The following is an 18,678-nucleotide window of genomic DNA, read 5'->3' as shown; positions in this document are numbered from 1 at the left end:
TTTTCACCTATTGTGTTAATCGACGGGACGGATCTTCAGTTCCTCATCGGCACCGTAGCGCCGTATCATTTCCATAGCGATACTTGAGTTTCGTGCGAGATGGATTTCACCGTAATCATCAACTGTTGCGGTAAACAGGTACTCTTTTCCTGAGAAAAGGTCTACGATTTTACCTGCATAATCCGGACATATGATGGACAGCTGTTTTTTCTCGCTCTTGATCTTAAATCCGGCTGATCCGCTAACGGGCGCCGGGACATCATTGATGAGGACCTCCCGTCCCGGAAGGTCGCTTAGTGGGCGGACATCGATTCCAACGCCGACTTTGCTGACGACCGCCGCGATGTTTTTCCCTGCTTTTCCAATGGCGGCAGGTACATCCGCATCCTCGATATAGACGGCGGCTTTGGTGTCGGTGATCATGCGGACAACGATATCTCCTTCGGTGAACCGGCGGATCTCATTCTGGATCTCTTTTTCCAAAACGACCCATGCAGGATTGTCATCGGTGACTTCGTAGGTTGGCATGCTGTGGACCGGAGGAGCGGAGCGCTCTTCCTGAGCCGTCGGTTCAGATGTGACCGGCGCCGGAGCTGGAGTTTTTGGTGCCGGAGCCGGTGCAGAGACCGGGGCTGGAGCTGATTTTGGAACAACGACCGGCGTTGCTTTGGGAAGTCCTGCTGCCGGCGTGACCATGACCTCGCCTTCATATCTGAAGGCTTCGGCGGCAGTTTCCTGAGTAATGATGTTGGTCAGTCTGACAATGGGCCGGATCTGCGGATCACCGATCTGCTCAAGCGCTTTTGGCACGCCGAATCCTGATGACACGTTATATATTTCTGAGATGTCGCCGGTTTTCACAAAAACCATCGTGGCGACGATCTGCGGGATCAGATTAAGGTCGACGAGGCTTGCAAGGCGGATCATTGCATCAAGAGCCGACTTCGCGTGGAGTCCGCCGATCACTTTGATGCCGGACAGACGGAGGTCTGCAAAGACCGAAAGCTCCTCACTTCTCCGCATTTCATCAAAGATGACGTAATCGGGACGCAGCAGGGTCAGCACTTCGCCGGTCGCTGCGATACTGCCGTCAAGAGCTGTATACTGAGTGATATTGTCCGGGACCATCAGATCACGCGGGGACTCGATCGTCTTGACGATGAAGTTCTGACTTCCAAGATAGATCGCTATGTTCTGCTCAAGCGTGGATTTCCCTGAACCCGGGGTGCCGACGATGAGCATCCCTCCTGCCCCCTCCTTTAACCGGTCTTTTAAGGCAGCTGCAAAGTTGTATGATTCGAAGGAGACCTCACGCGTCGGCCTGACGACTGTGACCTCGATCCCGTCTGAGAACGGCGGACGCGTGGTGGTGATCCGCATAGAACCGATCTGGGAAACCGTAACTCCCGGCATCTCGACCTCGACAAATCCGTCAGGGTGACGTTTTGCGCGTTCAAGGCATTCCTGAGCGATAGCACGAAGCTCATACTCAGTAGCGGGCGCCTCCCTGATCTGCACAAGCCGGGATTCTTTGATCGTTCCTTTCCGGGCGCAGGGAGCCACACGCTCCTTGAGATAGACGGCAAAGGTGTTTTCATCAAAGAATTCATCGATCTGGAGCGGAGCAAAATTGTCGGTCGTTTCAGACTTCAGATAAATGACGTCAAGTCCTTTTGCGCGGGCAACTTCTGCCTGCACATAGTCGCTTGTAAGGAACGTGGCTCCATGTTCGATGGCAACTGCCCGGATCATTGAGTCGATCTCACCCCCTCCTGCCAATTTCACCTGCTCGAGTCGGGGTCGTTCACCGACATATTGTAGGGTGATCCTGCCCTGTTTGGCAAGAACGCAAAGTTTCTGCAGCTCGGCGAGGCCGGAAAAACCTATTTCTCTGCCCTGATTCGCCTGTGCCTCGAGTTCGGCAAAGACTGCTTCAGGTATTATTATCGTTGCGTCACGGTATTCCCCTTTCTCGATCAGGGCGGTAACGCGGCCGTCGATAACGACGCTGGTATCAGGTACGAGTATCATAAAATATTCAACCAATATTTATGGGGTTTCAATAGGATATTAGTATAGTGTTCCAAAAGGCGCAGTAAATGATTCACCGGGAGTAGATATCTGCCGGATCCTTAAATCTTGGAAGGATGACCTCGCCGTCGATCGTCCGGAAAAAACAGCTGACATATCCTTCATGACAGGCACACCCGGTCTGCTCGACCTGATATAACAGACAATCCTCATCACAGTCAACACAAACCCGGACGATCTTCTGGAGGTGGCCTGACTCCTCGCCTTTTTTCCAGATCTTACCGCGTGAACGGCTGAAGTAGTGGGCATACCCTGTTGAAAGCGTCAGGGATACCGCTTCCTGATTGGCAAATGCAAACATCAGGACCTGAAGTGTTTTTGCATCCTGGACAATTACTGGAATGAGCCCGTCCGTAAAGGTGAGTGAAGGAACAAGATCCGGCATAATTATTCAGTATTGGTTTTTTTATGAGATAAGAGGATCTCTTCTCTATGGTTGTCCACGCCCTTTATCCGAAGGACCCAGGATGCGGTCGAGATAGCCGACGGACCGAAAAGATCTGCGAGTTCTTCAGGCTCAAAGTAATGCGTGATGATCCCGTCACCCCGCAAAAATGAAGACGATTCCACTTCAGTTCCTTTTCCATAGCGAAAATCGTTTCTGGAAAAATCTTTGAAATATAAAACACCCTCAGGCTTCAGGACCCGAAGCATCTCCCTGGCCGCGGTATTGCGATCCAGAGATGAAAGATGCCCCAGAACATGCCAGCAGAATATGATGTCGAATACCGAATCTTTGAACGGAAGAGAGCGAATGTCTCCGACAATCGCCGAGGGTCCGGCAAGTCTCACTGCTGCCGGGGAAATGTCGATCCCGATCGCGCCTTGCCTAAGTGAACGAAGTGTCTTTCCATTCCCGCACCCAGTCTCAAGAATGAGAGCGTCGGCAGGCATCTCCGGGAGAAGATAGGAAGCTCCTCCCCACCTCGCACCCCGCGTCTGATAATCAGTCTGCCAGCTCATTACAGCCGGACCAAAACGCCCCGTGATGCAAGATACTCCTTTACGGACTGGATCGTCAGCTCGCCGTAATGAAACACGCTCGCCGCAAGGCAGGCATCGGCTTTTCCTTTGACAAACCCGTCATAAAAATGCTCCAGAGTTCCTACCCCGCCGGATGCGATCACCGGGACATCGACATTTTCCGAGACGGCTGAAGTGATCTCCAGATCGAAACCGGTCTTAACGCCGTCAGTTTCCATGGAAGTGAGCAGTATCTCTCCCGCTCCTCTTTTCACCGCGTCCTGCGCCCAGGAAACGGCATCGATCCCGGTCCTCTTACTCCCGCCGTAGATAACGACTTCATACCAGCATTCCCTCCCGTCTGCAAGACGGATAGGGGTCACCCCCTCACGCATCTCATAATTTCTCCTGACATCTTCGGCAAGTACAATACACTGATTTCCAAATAACCGGGAACCTTCCGTGATTACTTCCGGCGTTTTTACTGCAGAGGTGTTCAGACTCACCTTGTCGGCACCGGCACGCAGGATCTCCTGGATATCTTTGACCGTGCGTATGCCTCCGCCGACCGTTAACGGGAGAAAAAGCTGGTCGGCTGCGCGCCCTATCACATCGACCATGGTGTCACGATTATCCCTGGAGGCAGCTATATCCAGAAATACGACTTCATCGGCTCCCTGCTCATTATATCGTGCGGCAAGCTCGACAGGATCGCCTGCATCGCGGAGTCCTTCAAAATTTACGCCCTTTACCACCCGTCCAGCTTTCAGATCAAGACAGGGGATGATTCGCCGGGTAAGTCCCATAGAATACTGTTGGCGTTTTTTGGAGAAAAGTCTGTTTGAAAAAAAAGAGAATGGATCACTTTTCCAGAAACGCGATCAGATCATTCATTCTTTCCATCGTTTCACGGTATCCGTCATCATAGAGGGCGGCAAGTTTCGCTTTGTTTGTCTCGATCCTGCCGATCTTCACCGGTTTTTTCGGACGGAGCACAAACGCCCGGTCTGCAGACTCCTCCTTTGCAAGAAGATCCAGGGTCTGATTATACCGGAGATGGCGGGTGGCAAGCTGCTGAACGAATTTCGGATATTTTCTGTAAACAAGATTCAGAATCGGTATGATCTTCATCGGCTCCTTCCTATAGGAAGCGTCCTGAGTCAGAACGATGACGTTTTTGAAATTTCCGTCTGCAATGGAACGCTGAAGAGGGATAGAATCAGATACGCCGCCGTCAAGGTATCCTTTCCCATCGATCCTGACGATTTCTGCAAGGAGCGGGAGTGAACTTGAGGCCTGAAGCATGTCCACCTCTTCACGCATATTTTTCAGATGGAAATATTCAGCTTTCCCTGTTTCACAGTTCGTGGCAACGACAGATAATTTACCAGTATATCGGGTAAAAGCCTCATAATCATACGGATCGAGCTCTTCGGGAATGATATGATAAAGCATATCGGGGCCGAACAAATTCCCGGTCTTCAGAAGATTTTGGATACTGCAGTATCGTTTATCTCCGATATACTCAGTCGTTACCCGGTATGCCCGCCCGCGCTGTCTGGCGATGAAGGATGCAGCATTGCATGCCCCGGCGGATACGCCGTAACAACTGGAAAACGCCAGATCATTGTCCAGAAATGCATCGATGACTCCGGCTGTATATACTCCGCGCATACCCCCGCCTTCAAAGATCAGTCCGGCAGAATACATCCGCATAAACGGTTACTTCTCCAGAAATGCGATCAGATCATCCATTTTATCTATCGTATCATGATATCCGTCGTGATAGAGTTGGGCAATTTTTTCCTTGTTGAACTTAATTCGGGAAACACCGACCGGGTTTTTTGGACGGATGACAAATGCTCTTCCGGCAGCTTCTTCTTCGGCAACAAGTTCCAGAGCCTCGTTATATCTGATATGGCGGGTAGCAACCATCTCAACCATCTTCGGATACTTCGGGTAGAAGATGTTCAAAATGGGCACCGACTTGTCATATTTCTTCTGATAATCCGCATCCTGCGTCAAAACAAGAACATTCTTTGTATTTCCATCGGCAATTGAACGTTTGATAGGGATAGAATCGGATATTCCTCCATCAAAATAATAGTTCTCACCGATTTTCACTTTTTTGGCAAGGATCGGGAGAGCACTTGATGCATGGATCATCTCTACATCCTCTTCCATGATTTTCGGATGGAAATATTCAGCCTCGCCCGTCTCACAGTTTGTCGCAACAGAGTAAAACTTGCCGGGATATTTATTATATTCATCATAATCAAAGGGGTCAAGTTGTTCCGGGATTATATGGAAGACCATTTCAGGACCTAAAAGATCCCCTTTGGTTAATAAATTCCAGTAGCTGAAGTACCGTTTGTCCCCCATATGCTCGGTCATCGTCCTGTATGCCCTGCCATGCTGTTTGGAGAGATAACTGGCAGCATGACATGCCCCGGAAGAGACCCCGTAGCAGGAGGAAAATTCCAGTTTGTTTTCGATCAATGCATCGATGACCCCGGCCGTATATGCTCCGCGCATCCCGCCCCCTTCAAAAATCAGTCCTGCAGAATACATCTGGTTAGTAATGTGCTCTCTTATGAATAGTATATTTTCCGAAGGCACCTAATCCTGCAAGCAACGAATAATACTCCGGAAAGCTAATTGTTATGGCATGACACATTCTGGCGAACTGAAAATACAGTGGGCTTCACAGTATATGCCGGTATTATCGGCGATCAAAAAGCGCTTTGAAGAGGAAAAACCTCTCAAAGGGCAGAGAATAGGGATGGCTCTGCATGTTGAAGCGAAGACCGCATGTCTTGTTCGAACACTGCAGGCAGGGGGAGCTGAGGTGTATATCACCGGATGCAATCCGCTTTCCACCCAGGATGATGTGGCAGAAGCGCTTTCAGAAGGCGGCATCGCCTGTTATGCAAAAAGAGGCTGCAACACCGAGGAGTATTACGCGGCGATCGATAAAGTACTGGACGCAAAACCTACTCTGACCATTGATGACGGCATGGATCTGATCAACCGGGTCCATCTCGACAGAAGGGATGCTCTCCCGCAGATCATCGGGGCATGTGAGGAGACGACGACAGGAATCCACCGGCTGAAGGCGATGCAGGCTGAAGGAAAGCTTGAGTTCCCCGTATTGTCGGTAAACGACACGCCGATGAAACATTATTTTGACAATGTTCACGGGACCGGCGAAAGTGCTCTCGCCTCCATTATGCTTACAACAAATGTCCTGATTGCCGGAAAACACGTGGTCGTTGCCGGATACGGATACTGCGGGAGAGGCGTCGCCACCAAAGCACGCGCTCTTGGAGCACGGGTCATCGTAACAGAGGTCGACCCGCGCCGCGCCCTTCAGGCACACTTTGACGGGTTTGATGTGATGTGCATGGATGAGGCCGCAAAACTTGGCGATCTGTTCATCACGACGACAGGAAACTGCGACATCATCACCGACCGTCACTTCCCTCTGTTAAAATCCGGAGCGATCCTGGCAAACGCAGGTCATTTCAATAATGAGATATCCATTCCCTGGCTTGAGGAACATGCATCATCAGTCGAACACCGTGACGGGATCGACACCTACGTTGTCGGAGACAAAAAGATCCATCTGCTTGCGGAAGGAAGACTGGTCAATCTTGCTACGCCGAAAGGCATGGGGCACCCGGTCGAAGTCATGGATCTGAGCTTTGCTGTCCAGGCGCTTGGGGTTGAATACATAGCAAAGAATGGGAAAAACATGTCGCCCGGAGTCCACGATATCCCCTCGGAGATCGATGAATATATTGCCCGTCTGAAACTTGCCGCAGTCGGCGCAACGATCGATTCGTTGTCCGGCAGTCAGAAAGAGTACATGTGCTCGTGGAATCACGGCACATAATATTTTATTCAGCTTTTTCTTTTTTCCAGATCAGCCGCTTCTCTACGACCTCTTCTGCAAAGATCAGAAATGCATGTGAGGCATAGGAAAATACGGCCGGCACCAGCAGATGTTCATCAGGAATCTTGCGGGCATTGGAATTGCCAATGATCCTGACAAAATCAAGAGCATATAACGCATCATCACTCAGAATGCCCGATCGGCCGATCGAACCGCAGAGTGTCCCGAACTTTGTGTTGTCTGCACGGATCTTCTGGTGTTTGCAGATAAGTTCTGCAGCCTGGGCCGTGATATCGCAGAGTTTTCTGGTCGCGGTCTCGGATTTTTTCTGGCGGGAGATCGGTTCAAGATCGCGGAACACCGGATGGAACGCGGCGATTTCGGCAAACCGTTTCATCCGCATTTCATAACCGGATAGGACAGCTGAGCGTTCATAGATGCTTTTTTCCAGATCGATGCCTCGTTCTCTCGGCAGAGAATACCGAATCAGAAGCGATGATCCGACGCCGCCTGATGGGACGGAGAGGATCGCATCGCCGATGTTTTGCATATCGTACAGGGCGTTGCTGCACATCGAGAGCCTGTTTGAAGCTTTGAGTGTTTTATGCAGTTCTCCTGCCGTGACTTCGAGTTGTGCTTCTCCGCGGGCGGCTGCCGCATCAAATCTGCGGTATAATTCGTGATGAAAGTCAGCCGCTGTAAGATTTCCGTTTTTTTCTGTCATGTTTTATCCAAAAAGCCCAAAGAGCCCTTTTTTCTTTGCAACCTCAACCTCGATGATGATGTTGCCTTTTTTCTTCGGAGACTGAACTCCGAGACCTTTTCCTTCCGGCGGGGCGAAACGGTCTCCTGTTTTTACACCGGCAGGCACAGTGATTTTGATTGTTTTCTTGAAGAGAAGAGTGAGGGGAATCGTCCCTCCCTGTTCTGCGATTTTTGGCGGGATCTGCAGACGGCATATCAGATCGTTTGCAGCGTCATCGATCTCCCAGTTTTCTTCCGGGATCACTTTAAGGGTTACATACAGATCTCCGCGCGGTTTTCCTTCGACAGGTACGCCTTTGTTCTCGATCCGGTATCTCCTGACTCCGGGGTATACTTTGATAACGACTTTTTCTCCGGCGACCTTCATCGGGATCTTGCCTTTTCCATACGCGGCAATCGTCATGGACACAGGATACTCCGTTTCAATGTCGCCGCTTTTTGTGGGCATCCCTGACATTTTTTTACCGCGGGGTGAAGGGGCCGCAGGTATGCCGGCACGCTCCTGATCGTACGCCGCTTTGGATTCCGGATTGCTGAGGATCTCATAGGCCGCCATTATTTTGAGCAGCCGCTCGTTGTACTCCTGCTGTTTGTCCTCGTTTGAACCCGCATGATCCGGGTGGAACTCTTTTACGAGAGAAACATAGGCTTTTTTTATCATCTCCGGCGCAGCATTTTCGGCTACGCCGAGCGTATCATAGTGGGAATCGCCCATTTGCTTATTCTATTGACGTTATAAAGGATAGAACTTATCTCATATTCGAGCTATACAATACCAGTATGTATATCGGAGTCGACCATGGGACAACGTCTCTTCGGTTCGCAACAGAAAACGGCAGGCATCTCAAAATATCCAGAGAAGCGGCAAAAAAATTTGAACTGTCATCTCTCGAAAAACTCTGTCCCGTTGAAGAGATAGATGGGTTTGCCGTATGCTACTCTATGGGCGATAATTTTTCGAAAATAACACCGATTGCTCAGTTGAAAAACCGCGGGGTCATCACCCGTGACGGAGCCGGTGAACATATCGGCGGCGGGACGCGGGTATTCGATGTCATAAAAGAATCAGGAATTCCCGCAGTAGTCATCCCGGGAATTCACCGGGGGTCTGATACGGATCCCAGATTCAAAGTGTATTCCCATCAGACAAGCCCGGAAAAACTCGGGATCGCCTATCTTGCAAAACAGACGCTTCATGACACTTTTATCGTATCCGACATCAGTTCGAACACCGTTTCACTTCTTGTCATCAACGGAAAGATCGCAGGAGCATTCGATGCATGCGTCTTCGCGCCGGGAACCCAGCATGGGGCCCTGGATGTGGATGCGATCAGAAAAATCGATGAGGGAACGTGTACGGCCAACGAGGCGTTTACTACGGCGGGTGCCTCCTACCATCTTGAGGCGAAGTATCAAAAGCCGGCTATCGCAATGTGGGCTGCAATGGAATGCGCCTCACTTCTTCTTCTTGCCCGCGAGGCTCCGATTGCCCTGGCTGGAAGTCTTGCTCCTGAATTGGCAGAGGAGATCTCCGCTTTACTCCAAAAGCCGGTCATAGTGTATGACGAATGGGCAGCATCCGAAGGTCTCGCGCTTATGGCAAGAGATATTTTCGGCGGAGCAAAGGAGATATTGGGAATATCGGCTGTACAACCCTGCAAATAATTATTCACCCCCACTCCGCATCTGTTTTTCGTACGTTCGGTCTTTTTTGGAAAAATTTGCAAACAGTAAATTCATATTGATTAATCGTGATAAATATAAGTGTTATGAGAGAACTACGCATCCACGGAAGAGGTGGACAGGGCTCGGTGACTGCTGCAGAATTAATAGCAACAGCAGCATTCACCGCAGGCGTCTATTCACAGGCATTTCCGGCGTTTGGTGTCGAACGCCGCGGAGCTCCCGTGCAGGCATTTGTGCGGTTCAGCGATGAAAAAATCCGCCTTCGAAGTCAGATCTATGAGCCGGACTACATCATCGTTCAGGACAGCACGCTTATTCGCGATGTGAATGTATTTGCAGGCATGTCTGATGGCGGTATCGCCATTATCAACACCGAGAAAGACGGGTCAGGCTACAATCTCCCAAAAGGTGTCAAACTGATCGTCATTGACGCGACAAAGATCGCTCTTGAAGAAATAGGACTCCCGATCACCAATACAACTCTGATGGGAGCATTTGCCGCCGCAAGTGGAGAGATCACTCTCGAAGCTCTTGAAGGCGCAATCAAAGAGAGATTCGACAAGAAACTTGCAGACACCAATATCGCCGCAGCAAAACGTGCATATGCTATGGTAAAGGAGGGACGCGTATAATGGCTCTTGGAATTGGCTGTACGGCACGTCCCGGAAACAGCAGAAACAACAAAACCGGTTCATGGAGAGTATTCTACCCCGTAATGGACACGGAAAAATGTACAAAATGCGGAACATGTCAGCTGATCTGTCCGGAGGGCTGCATCAATCAGAATCCTGACAAAACCTATTCTATCGATCTTGACTTCTGTAAAGGATGCGGCATGTGTGCCGAAGAATGTCCTGACAAAGCGAAGGCGATCACTATGATTAAGGAGGAAAAATAAATGACGATGGAAATTATGGAGGGCTCGATCGCCATCGCGGAGACCGTCCGTCTCTGCAGACCGCAGGTCATATCCGCATATCCGATCACCCCCCAGACCCACATCGTCGAAGGACTCGCATCGATCGTTGCGGACGGAAGACTTGATGCCGAATACATCTGCGTGGAGTCTGAATTTTCAGCGCTCTCTGCCTGTATCGGCGCATCGGCCGCAGGAAGCAGAGTCTACTCGGCCACAACTTCACAGGGTCTCGCCCTGATGGCCGAGGTCGTGTTCAACTCAGCTGGTATGAGACTCCCGATCGTTATGGGTATCGCAAACCGCGCGATCTCCGCCCCTCTCTCGATCTGGAACGATCAGCAGGACTCCATCATGATGAGAGACTCGGGCTGGATCCAGCTGTATGCAGAAGACAACCAGGAAGCAATCGACATGCACATCCTCGCATACAAAGTCTGCGAAGATCATAACATTCTGCTCCCGGCTTTCGTCTGCTTTGACGGATTCATCCTGTCCCATGTGTATGAGCCGGTCGATCTTCCGTCACAGGAACTCGTTGACTCATTCCTCGGACCATTCAACCCCTACCAGAAACTGGATGCAAAGGATCCGATCTCCTTTGGTATGTATGCCACACCGGAATACTATCTGGAATTCAGATACGAACACGACCAGGCAGTCCACCGCGCAGCAGAAGCCATCAAAAAATACGGCAAAGAGTTCGGCGAACTGTTCGGTCGTGACTATTCTGAACTCGTCGTCGGTTACAAACTTGAAGATGCAGAAACCGCGATCGTTGCAATGGGTTCGATCTGCGGGACCGTTAAAGACGCGATCGATGAGATGCGTGCTGAAGGAAAGAAGGTCGGACTCTTGAATCTCCGCTGCTTCCGTCCATTCCCGTCGACTGATTTGGCAAAAGCTCTTGCTCATGTCAACACCATCGCAGTTCTCGATAAAAATGTCAGTCTGGGTGCAAAAGGAGCCATCGCAATTGAAATCAAGGAGGCATGTTATGGTTCGAACATACCGGTCTACGACTACATCCTTGGTCTCGGCGGCCGCGATGTGAGAAAGAAAGACATCAAAAAGATTGTCGAACTCGCTGAGAAAGGTGAAGGCGACATGTTCTACGGATTACGCGAGGAGGTGCTCTAAAATGGTAGACAGATCAATTGAAAACTTTGAGTGCGGGCACAGAGCCTGCGGCGGATGCGGAGCATCATCTGCAGTCCGTATGATCCTGAAAGGCTACGGCGAAAACACGATCGTCGTCAACTCGACGGGATGTCTGGAAGTCTTTTCCACTCCTTACCCGGAAACCGCATGGAAAACTCCCTGGATCCACTCACTCTTCGAAAACGCTTCCGCAGTAGCATCGGGTATCGAAGCATCCCTCAAAAAGCAGGGACGCCTGGACACCGAAAAGATCCTCGTCTTCGGCGGGGACGGCGCCACGGTGGATATCGGAACGCTCTGTATCTCCGGTGCATTTGAACGCGGACATGACTTCACGTACATCTGTTACGACAATGAAGCATACATGAACACGGGAATCCAGCGTTCAGGGGCAACACCCTACGACGCTGACACGACCACATCGCCCGCAGGTGTCTGCTCGACCGGAAACAACCTCCCTAAGAAGGATTACCCGCAGATCCTCGTCGCGCACGGGTCACCTTATGTTGCCACTGCATCAATGGCTTACCCTGCGGATCTGATGAAAAAGGTCGAAAAGGCACGAAATACAAAAGGCCCCTGCTATATCCAGGTTCACACACCCTGCTGCACCGGATGGGGATTCGACGGCGCCAAGACGATGGAGATCGGCAGAATGGCAGTCGAATGCGGACTCTGGGTCAACTACGAAGTTATTGACGGAGAGCTTGCGACTGTTAAGAAAGTCAAGAGAGTGCCGGTCGATGATTATCTCAAAGCCCAGAAACGTTTCCGCCATCTCTTCAAACCCGTAAGAAACGATGCCGAGATCGCAAAGATCCAGGCCATCGCAGATAAAAATGCCAAGAAATACGGCATTGATATTGAATAAGATCAGTATCAGAAAATACTTCCAATCTCTTTTTTTAATCAGTTCACCTGACCCAAATACATTTGCCGACGCTTACACAAATCAATGAAGTCGTGAGTAAATAAAAAACAAAAAGAAAAGGAGGTGGGTTCGTTTTTTTAGAAATCCCTGATCGGCTTTCTTTTCAGTCTGAAATACCTGACACCGGCAATGACACACACAACTCCCCATATCCCGAGGAAAAGATAGAGCAGAGGTTCGCGCACGTCATCATAAAACGTGAGAGAGGCAGTATTCGTATTCTCAAACGTTACCATCGAACCATAGGACGAGTTGTCCGATGAAGATACGACCCCTCCGTTCCCAACCGTGCCTAAGATCAGATGTCCTGTCTGAAACTTCTCCGGCAGATAGATGGATACATTGTACGGCTCGGCATATCTCAGATAGATCAGCCCGTTCTCGATCTTCGCAGAGTAATTCAGCGTATAGTTCCCTGCTGGAAATGAGACGGTTTTTCCATTCTGGGTAAACTCGACAACACCGCTCTCGTTTTGGATCGTCAGATTGTCTACCGGAAGGGCGATCTCCTCACCTAAAAATCCGGGTTTCACCAGCAGAAATGTACTCTGGTTGATAAGAGTAGCATTCGCCGTAAGAACGGTCCCGTCCTCAGATACAAAATACTCTGCTGAGTTTGCAGCCGCAGGGACTGCAAACAAAGCAAGCAGAATCACAAAGATGCTTACAATACAGCAAGCAGTGCTTCGATGGTTGGATCGATCTCGATTGGCGGGGCGCATTGTTTGATTACGGTTTCTGGGTCTTTCAGCAGGTGGCCGGTCACGACGCAGACGATCTTTTCATCCTTGTCGAGAAGTCCCATCTCTGCCATCTTGCGAATACCTGCAACTGAAGCTGCAGATGCGGGTTCTACACCAATACCTTCGTATCTGGCAAGATCACGCTGCATAGCAAGGATCTCGGCATCGGTCACGGACTCTGCAGTTCCGCCGGTCTCGCGTATCGCACGGAGAGCCTTCTCAGCGTTGACCGGAGCACCGATACGGATCGCCGAGGCAACCGTCTCAGGGTTCTGCTCAACAATAACTTCCGGAAGCTGACCTTTGATCGCAGCAACGACCGGAGCTGCGCCTTCTGCCTGGATCGCGGTCATTTTTGGAAGGCGGTCAATGTATCCGATCTCCTTCCACTCGCAAAGTCCTTTGTAGACTGCAGAAATATTTCCGGCATTTCCTACCGGCAGAACGATCCTATCCGGAACGCAGCCAAGCTGATCGACTACCTCGAATCCAATGGTCTTCTGTCCTTCAAGACGATAAGGGTTGATGGAGTTCAGCAGATAGATGCCGTGGGAAAGACAGAGTTCATGCACCATCTCAAGCGCGCGGTCAAAGTTGCCGCGAATCGAGATGACCTTTGCTCCATGCATAAGTGCCTGGGCAACTTTTCCAAGAGCAACGTGACCTGCAGGAAGTAAAACAACAGCCGGCATTCCTGCTTTTGCTGCATAAACCGCCATAGATGCTGACGTGTTTCCAGTGGATGCGCAGGCAACGATATTTTTGCCGAGCTGTTTTGCCATGGAAACACCAAGCGTCATGCCGCGGTCTTTAAATGATCCCGACGGATTCATTCCCTCGTGCTTTGCATATAGATTGGTCAGTCCCATCTCCTCACCAAGTTTTTTCAGATGATACAGAGGTGTGCCTCCCTCCTGAAGGGTGACGGGTTCGATTTTCACCGGCAGGAACTCTTTGTAGCGCCAAAGGGAGATCGGGCGCTGTAAAATCTCTTCGTGGGTGATCGTGATCTTGCTCAGATCATATTTTACTGCAAGCAGATGGCCGCATTTCTCACAATTATACACTATCGCGTCGGGGGGATACTCGGCGCCGCAGTGTACACAGACGAGTTTATACATGGATATATATTTGGTTCTTCAGGATTAGAAGCTTATTCCCGGATCTCTTTTTTTGCAGGAACGCCGGACGCTTTCAGGAAGATGACCCAGAGCACGATCGGGACCATAAGTGCTGTTGGATAAGCGAATTCCGGAGGAATAATGCGGGTCATAGAGAGAGGAATAAGAACAACGGCAGCTGTCAGCAGAATGACGACAAAGATCTTTGGCTGGACATCAGTCCCGTCTCCTTTGATCCTGCCGCGAAGGCGGCTGAAACTGAACGGATAAAAGTAATGGATCCCGGAATTATCGCAGGTATCTTCGAGTAAATGAAGGAAACATCCCAGAAGAAATGCCGAGCCGAACACATAGATGAGGAGGTTATTATACAGAAAATTCAGATACGGAACGAATGAAAGCACAAAGCAGATGAGCCAGATATAGGCCGTTACGAGAACTGAGATGAGCACTATCCCGATTGGCGAGTGGGGAAGCTCGCGGTGTCCGTGTACGGCATATATTTTTTTACCGAAGAGTATGCGGAACAGAACCTGAAGAGGTTTGTAGCAGGTATAGTAGAGGGCATAACCGAATACCGGAGTGAGATGAAATTTTCTGCCGCCAGCTCCGGGAATTTCTGCATGATATATCGCAGCTTCCTTTCCTTTATCAATATCGGGGGTGAGCGAGCCGAAGAAAGCGCCAAGGAGGAGAAGAAGCACCGCCGGAATCGATTCCCATGTGAGGAGAGACGGAGTTAACGGCGCAAGGATAACAAGCATCGTTGCCAGAGTGAGGGTGATGTGAGTGATACCTTTCATTTGTTGGAGAAGTATTTCTTTTATAGGGAAATAAGGGAAGGGGTCACAGCCATTTCGGCCAGGGCAGGCCGAAAGTTGTTACCATGCCGGCAATTTCATCACGAATGCCGTGATCAAGTTTGAGTAATACGAAGACGTAGACGAGAGCGCCGATGATAACCGGGATAAGGGTCACGAGAACATTGTCAAGAGAAACGAACTGCATGTAAATGAAAACAAAGAGGCCCATTATCAGGGAAGCTATGATGATGTGGGCAATCGGGAGGAGTTCAAGACGGATGGTGATGTAGCGTTTCAGGAAATGCGAGATCAGAATGGCGTTCAGGGTGTAACTTATCAGTGTTGCGACCGCGGCGCCGTTTATCCCAAAGATCGGGATCAAGGTTACATTGAGAACAATATTAAGCAGGGCGGCAATACCGGCGGCATAGAATGCCTGGCGGGCGTGATCGGAGGCGGTAAGCCCGACGCCAAGAAGCAGGGTGAACACCGCGATGATCTGCATGACAAGAAGAATCGAACATACTGTAGAACCCGCGGCGAAATCAGCGCCGTAGAAGAAGTAGAGGAGGCGTTCAGAGAGGAGGATCCCGCCAAAAGCAACAGGAACTGCCAGTATCAGAGAAAAAGTGATACCACGTGTGACCACAGGGGCTATTTTGTCCATCTGATTATTTGCACTCCAGTGACTTATCTTTGGGGTGAGGGTCGTAGCAATTGCGGCACAGATGAAGATTGATATTGAAGTAAATTGATAGGCAGTTCGGTACACACCCACATCACCATTAGTCATAAAATAACCAATGAAAATCGTATCAGCATAAGCGAAAACTATGGAACCAGTCCCTATTAGAAAAATCCAGAATCCATATACGGCAAGGCTGCTGATGTGACGGAAACTGAATTTTGCAGGTTTGAAGGTGAAGTATTTGAGGCAGATAATTCCGGAAATGATAATACCCGCAATGAATCCCCCATATAATCCGAAAACAGAGAACCCTAAAAGAACAGCTCCGATTTGAAATACTATCCTGAGAAACTCACTGATTCCGTTTGCAATGCTGTATATTCCCACATGACCAAGACCATAAATCCCATATGTTACCGTATGACCAAAAAATGAAGCAGTAAGCGCAATGATGATCCATAGAACAAAATCATATGACTGCAGATCGACAAAATACGGACTGATCAGAAGAAGAATCAGGGTCGACACTATGATGAGAAGGGCACGAAGCGAGGCATACGCCGTGAGATATTCATTCTGTTCTTTTCCTTCGGAGATTCGTTTAACCGCCGCCTGCCCAAATCCTCCGTCGCCGATCATGTTGAATACCCCATAATATGCGAGGAAAAGGTAGTAAACACCCATCAGGTCTTTTCCAAGAAGGTGAGAAAAGAGCATGGTGGAGATGAATCCAAAAAAGGTGATACATATTGTCGATAGGAGATAGAGGGTACTCTGACGTTGTATTACCGGAATACGCATGATTTTGGATATCTGAGAGATAGACATGTGATACTGAATGAGTATTTCTAATATATGTGCTGATTAAGATGAAATAAGTATACTATTAACCAGAAAGAGATTATGAGTCGGTCCAATTAATATGTCAATCCGTTAGACAGACTCAATGTAATATAAGGTGTTGGGGCATACTTCATTATTACAGACAACTTATTGCTCTATCAAAAAAATATTATAATTGAATTTGAACATGTATCTCGGCAAAAATTCGAAAGTTCATACCAACAGGGACATTATAAAATTATAGCGATTCTTCAAAACTTCATGTAGAATCTCCCAATAAACTGCTAACACGCAACACACTATCGTAAGCCATATGTATCATAATATTCAAAACAACTGTCTAAGGTAATCTAAATGAAGTATTGTACTAAATGTGTTATGCCGTCAACACGTCCGGGAATCACTTTCGATGAAAATGGCGTATGTTCAGCTTGTCAGTCATATGAACGCCGCAAGACCATAGACTGGGATGCCAGATTTAAAGAATTCGAAAAACTCTGTGACAAATACCGGGGAATCAATGGAAACGCATATGACTGCGCAATTGCAGTAAGTGGAGGCAAAGACAGTCATTATCAGGTTCATCTGATGAAAGAAGTAATGGGCATGAATCCCATTCTTTTTAGTGTTGAAGATAATTTCCCGATGACGGAGGCGGGAAAACACAATCTGAAAAATATATCAGACGAATTTGGGTGCAATATTATTAGTTTAAAACCTGATATTAAGACACAGAAAAAACTAATGCGTTATACCTTTGAAAAATATGGTAAACCAACGTGGTTTATCGATCGTCTCATATATACGTATCCCATGCACATGGCAGTAAAATTCAATACACCTCTTCTCGTATATGGAGAAAATGTAAGCTATGAGTATGGGGGTGCAGATTATATTGAGACATATTCTGCAAAAAATCAGCTTTCAAACGGTGTGGCATCAGATATTGATTTAAATGAATTGATCGCCAACACCGGTGTTTCAATGAAAGATTTAGAGATGACAAAAGCACCATCTAAATCAGAAATGGATCTGCTTGATCCAATGTATGTCTCTTATTTCCTTCCATGGAATAGTTATGCGAATTATAAATTTGCATCCTAATCCCCCGCTTCTCTTAACCTAGACCACCCCCGCTCCCCGCCAAATCCTCCCTCTTTTCCAAAAAAACCCCAGATTCAAGTGCCAACTCCTCGCGCCCATTCATAGTTAAAGATATGTTTTTATCTATGGATGACCAATATATCTACAAACAAAACCACCCCTCAAAAAATGACTTCCATCATCAAACAGTACGACAAAAAAACCGGAAAAACCTATGCTGTAGAAAGTACATCCCGCTGGGACAAAGAAAGAAAAACCTGCATCTGCGACCGAAAAGTCATCGGCCACTTCGACCCCGAAACCGGGGAAATCCTTCCCAACAGAAAACGAAAAGAAAGCACGAAACAAACCGCAATCGCAAAATCTGCCGGATGCAGCCTGCTCTTTGATCATGCGGGAGAAAAAACCGGATTGGTCTCAGCACTGAAAAAAGTCTATCCTAACCACTGGGAGAAACTCCTGACCTGTGCTTACTACCTCCTTGCTGAAGGGAACGCCTTATCGCACTGTGAACAGTGGACAGAACGCAACATCACCCCGCTCAACGAACGCTTCCCCGCACAGCGGATCTTTGAGATGCTTCCTGACTTCAACCGGGACACCCAGATGGAATTTTTCCAGTACTGGGCACACAAAATCCGGGAAAACGAATACTTTGCCTTAGACATCACCTCCATCTCATCATACAGCAGCCTTATCAAAACGGTCAAATACGGATACAATCGGGACAAAGAAAACCTGGAACAGGTCAATCTTGGCATGGTTGTCGGCATAAAAACGGGTATTCCGGTGTATTTCCATACGTATCCGGGAAGTATTCATGATGTCTCCACATTACAGCAGAATCTGACGGTGTTTGACTGGCTGGCGTATAAGAAACTGCATCTGGTGATGGACAGAGGTTTTTGCAGCAAGACAAACGTTTCTGATCTGTATGCACATGGATTGCGGTTTACGATCGCGCTTTC

20 protein-coding genes are annotated in these 18,678 nt (G+C 48.8%); 8 read left to right on the top strand and 12 right to left on the bottom strand.

Annotated features, from left to right (window positions below; translation table 11 throughout):
* Positions 1–15: 15 nt before the first annotated feature.
* The 6 genes from H575_RS05470 to H575_RS05445 form a co-directional block, all read right to left on the bottom strand.
* Positions 16–2,031 carry a PINc/VapC family ATPase gene (locus H575_RS05470; protein WP_042699152.1) on the bottom strand — a complete coding sequence of 672 codons (2,016 nt, stop codon included), beginning with the start codon at positions 2,029–2,031 and terminating at the stop codon, positions 16–18.
* Between the two features lie 73 nt (positions 2,032–2,104).
* Entirely contained in the window at positions 2,105–2,476 is a 372-nt protein-coding gene (hisI, locus tag H575_RS05465; RefSeq protein WP_042699149.1) for a phosphoribosyl-AMP cyclohydrolase, read from the bottom strand.
* 2 nt (positions 2,477–2,478) lie between these two features.
* Positions 2,479–3,054: a class I SAM-dependent methyltransferase gene (locus H575_RS05460; RefSeq protein WP_042699146.1), complete on the bottom strand. Its 576-nt coding sequence runs from the start codon at positions 3,052–3,054 to the stop codon at positions 2,479–2,481.
* Positions 3,054–3,860, bottom strand: a complete 807-nt coding sequence (gene hisF / locus H575_RS05455; protein ID WP_042699143.1) for an imidazole glycerol phosphate synthase subunit HisF — start codon at positions 3,858–3,860, stop codon at positions 3,054–3,056. The genes H575_RS05460 and hisF overlap by 1 nt, the downstream gene beginning before the upstream one ends.
* A gap of 55 nt (positions 3,861–3,915) precedes the next feature.
* Complete coding sequence (locus tag H575_RS05450; protein WP_245554496.1) at positions 3,916–4,770, bottom strand: patatin-like phospholipase family protein; 855 nt, start codon at positions 4,768–4,770, stop codon at positions 3,916–3,918.
* A 6-nt stretch (positions 4,771–4,776) separates the two neighbouring features.
* Positions 4,777–5,625, bottom strand: coding sequence for a patatin-like phospholipase family protein (locus H575_RS05445; protein WP_042699140.1), 849 nt, complete (start codon positions 5,623–5,625; stop codon positions 4,777–4,779).
* A 97-nt stretch (positions 5,626–5,722) separates the two neighbouring features.
* On the opposite strand from H575_RS05445, the gene H575_RS05440 reads away from it, so the two are divergent.
* A complete protein-coding gene (locus H575_RS05440) occupies positions 5,723–6,949 on the top strand; it encodes an adenosylhomocysteinase (RefSeq protein WP_042699138.1) in 1,227 nt (408 codons plus the stop codon).
* 4 nt (positions 6,950–6,953) lie between these two features.
* Here the strand turns inward: H575_RS05440 and H575_RS08950 are convergent, their stop codons facing one another.
* Positions 6,954–7,673 (bottom strand): hypothetical protein, encoded by a 720-nt coding sequence (locus tag H575_RS08950; protein ID WP_052319979.1) that lies wholly within the window; start codon positions 7,671–7,673, stop codon positions 6,954–6,956.
* A gap of 3 nt (positions 7,674–7,676) precedes the next feature.
* Complete coding sequence (locus tag H575_RS05430) at positions 7,677–8,429, bottom strand: DnaJ C-terminal domain-containing protein (RefSeq protein WP_042699136.1); 753 nt, start codon at positions 8,427–8,429, stop codon at positions 7,677–7,679.
* A gap of 65 nt (positions 8,430–8,494) precedes the next feature.
* Here H575_RS05430 and H575_RS05425 point away from each other — a divergent pair, with 65 nt between their 5' ends.
* From H575_RS05425 to H575_RS05405, 5 genes are all read left to right on the top strand, one after another.
* Positions 8,495–9,379, top strand: a complete 885-nt coding sequence (locus H575_RS05425) for a methanogenesis marker 12 protein (protein ID WP_042699134.1) — start codon at positions 8,495–8,497, stop codon at positions 9,377–9,379.
* Positions 9,380–9,483: 104 nt separating this feature from the next.
* On the top strand, positions 9,484–10,032 hold the full coding sequence (locus tag H575_RS05420; RefSeq protein WP_042699131.1) for a pyruvate ferredoxin oxidoreductase subunit gamma: 549 nt from the start codon (positions 9,484–9,486) through the stop codon (positions 10,030–10,032).
* Positions 10,032–10,298, top strand: a complete 267-nt coding sequence (locus H575_RS05415) for a 4Fe-4S binding protein (protein ID WP_042699127.1) — start codon at positions 10,032–10,034, stop codon at positions 10,296–10,298. Before H575_RS05420 ends, H575_RS05415 begins: the two co-directional genes overlap by 1 nt.
* A complete protein-coding gene (locus H575_RS05410; protein WP_042699124.1) occupies positions 10,299–11,456 on the top strand; it encodes a transketolase C-terminal domain-containing protein in 1,158 nt (385 codons plus the stop codon).
* Between the two features lies 1 nt (position 11,457).
* Positions 11,458–12,348 carry a thiamine pyrophosphate-dependent enzyme gene (locus tag H575_RS05405; RefSeq protein WP_042699121.1) on the top strand — a complete coding sequence of 297 codons (891 nt, stop codon included), beginning with the start codon at positions 11,458–11,460 and terminating at the stop codon, positions 12,346–12,348.
* Between the two features lie 137 nt (positions 12,349–12,485).
* Here H575_RS05405 and H575_RS05400 read toward each other — a convergent pair whose 3' ends face one another.
* Genes H575_RS05400 through H575_RS05385 form a run of 4 tightly spaced genes read right to left on the bottom strand, consistent with a single transcriptional unit; the run spans position 12,486 to position 16,564 of the window.
* Positions 12,486–13,064 (bottom strand): DUF5803 family protein, encoded by a 579-nt coding sequence (locus H575_RS05400; RefSeq protein ID WP_042699118.1) that lies wholly within the window; start codon positions 13,062–13,064, stop codon positions 12,486–12,488.
* A gap of 8 nt (positions 13,065–13,072) precedes the next feature.
* On the bottom strand, positions 13,073–14,272 hold the full coding sequence (gene thrC, locus H575_RS05395) for a threonine synthase (RefSeq protein WP_042699115.1): 1,200 nt from the start codon (positions 14,270–14,272) through the stop codon (positions 13,073–13,075).
* Positions 14,273–14,304: 32 nt separating this feature from the next.
* A complete protein-coding gene (locus H575_RS05390) occupies positions 14,305–15,075 on the bottom strand; it encodes a metal-dependent hydrolase (RefSeq protein WP_042699112.1) in 771 nt (256 codons plus the stop codon).
* Positions 15,076–15,118: 43 nt separating this feature from the next.
* On the bottom strand, positions 15,119–16,564 hold the full coding sequence (locus H575_RS05385; RefSeq protein WP_281166569.1) for a flippase: 1,446 nt from the start codon (positions 16,562–16,564) through the stop codon (positions 15,119–15,121).
* Positions 16,565–16,960: 396 nt separating this feature from the next.
* On the opposite strand from H575_RS05385, the gene H575_RS05380 reads away from it, so the two are divergent.
* Complete coding sequence (locus tag H575_RS05380; RefSeq protein WP_281166568.1) at positions 16,961–17,710, top strand: N-acetyl sugar amidotransferase; 750 nt, start codon at positions 16,961–16,963, stop codon at positions 17,708–17,710.
* 168 nt (positions 17,711–17,878) lie between these two features.
* Positions 17,879–18,678 (top strand): IS1634 family transposase (locus H575_RS05375; protein WP_162139399.1); only part of this gene is annotated, 800 nt, incomplete at its 3' end.

The sequence above is a fragment of the Methanocorpusculum bavaricum DSM 4179 genome (assembly GCF_000430905.1).
GTDB classification, from domain to species: Archaea; Halobacteriota; Methanomicrobia; order Methanomicrobiales; family Methanocorpusculaceae; genus Methanocorpusculum; species Methanocorpusculum parvum.
This window is presented reverse-complemented; position numbering and strand designations above follow the sequence as displayed.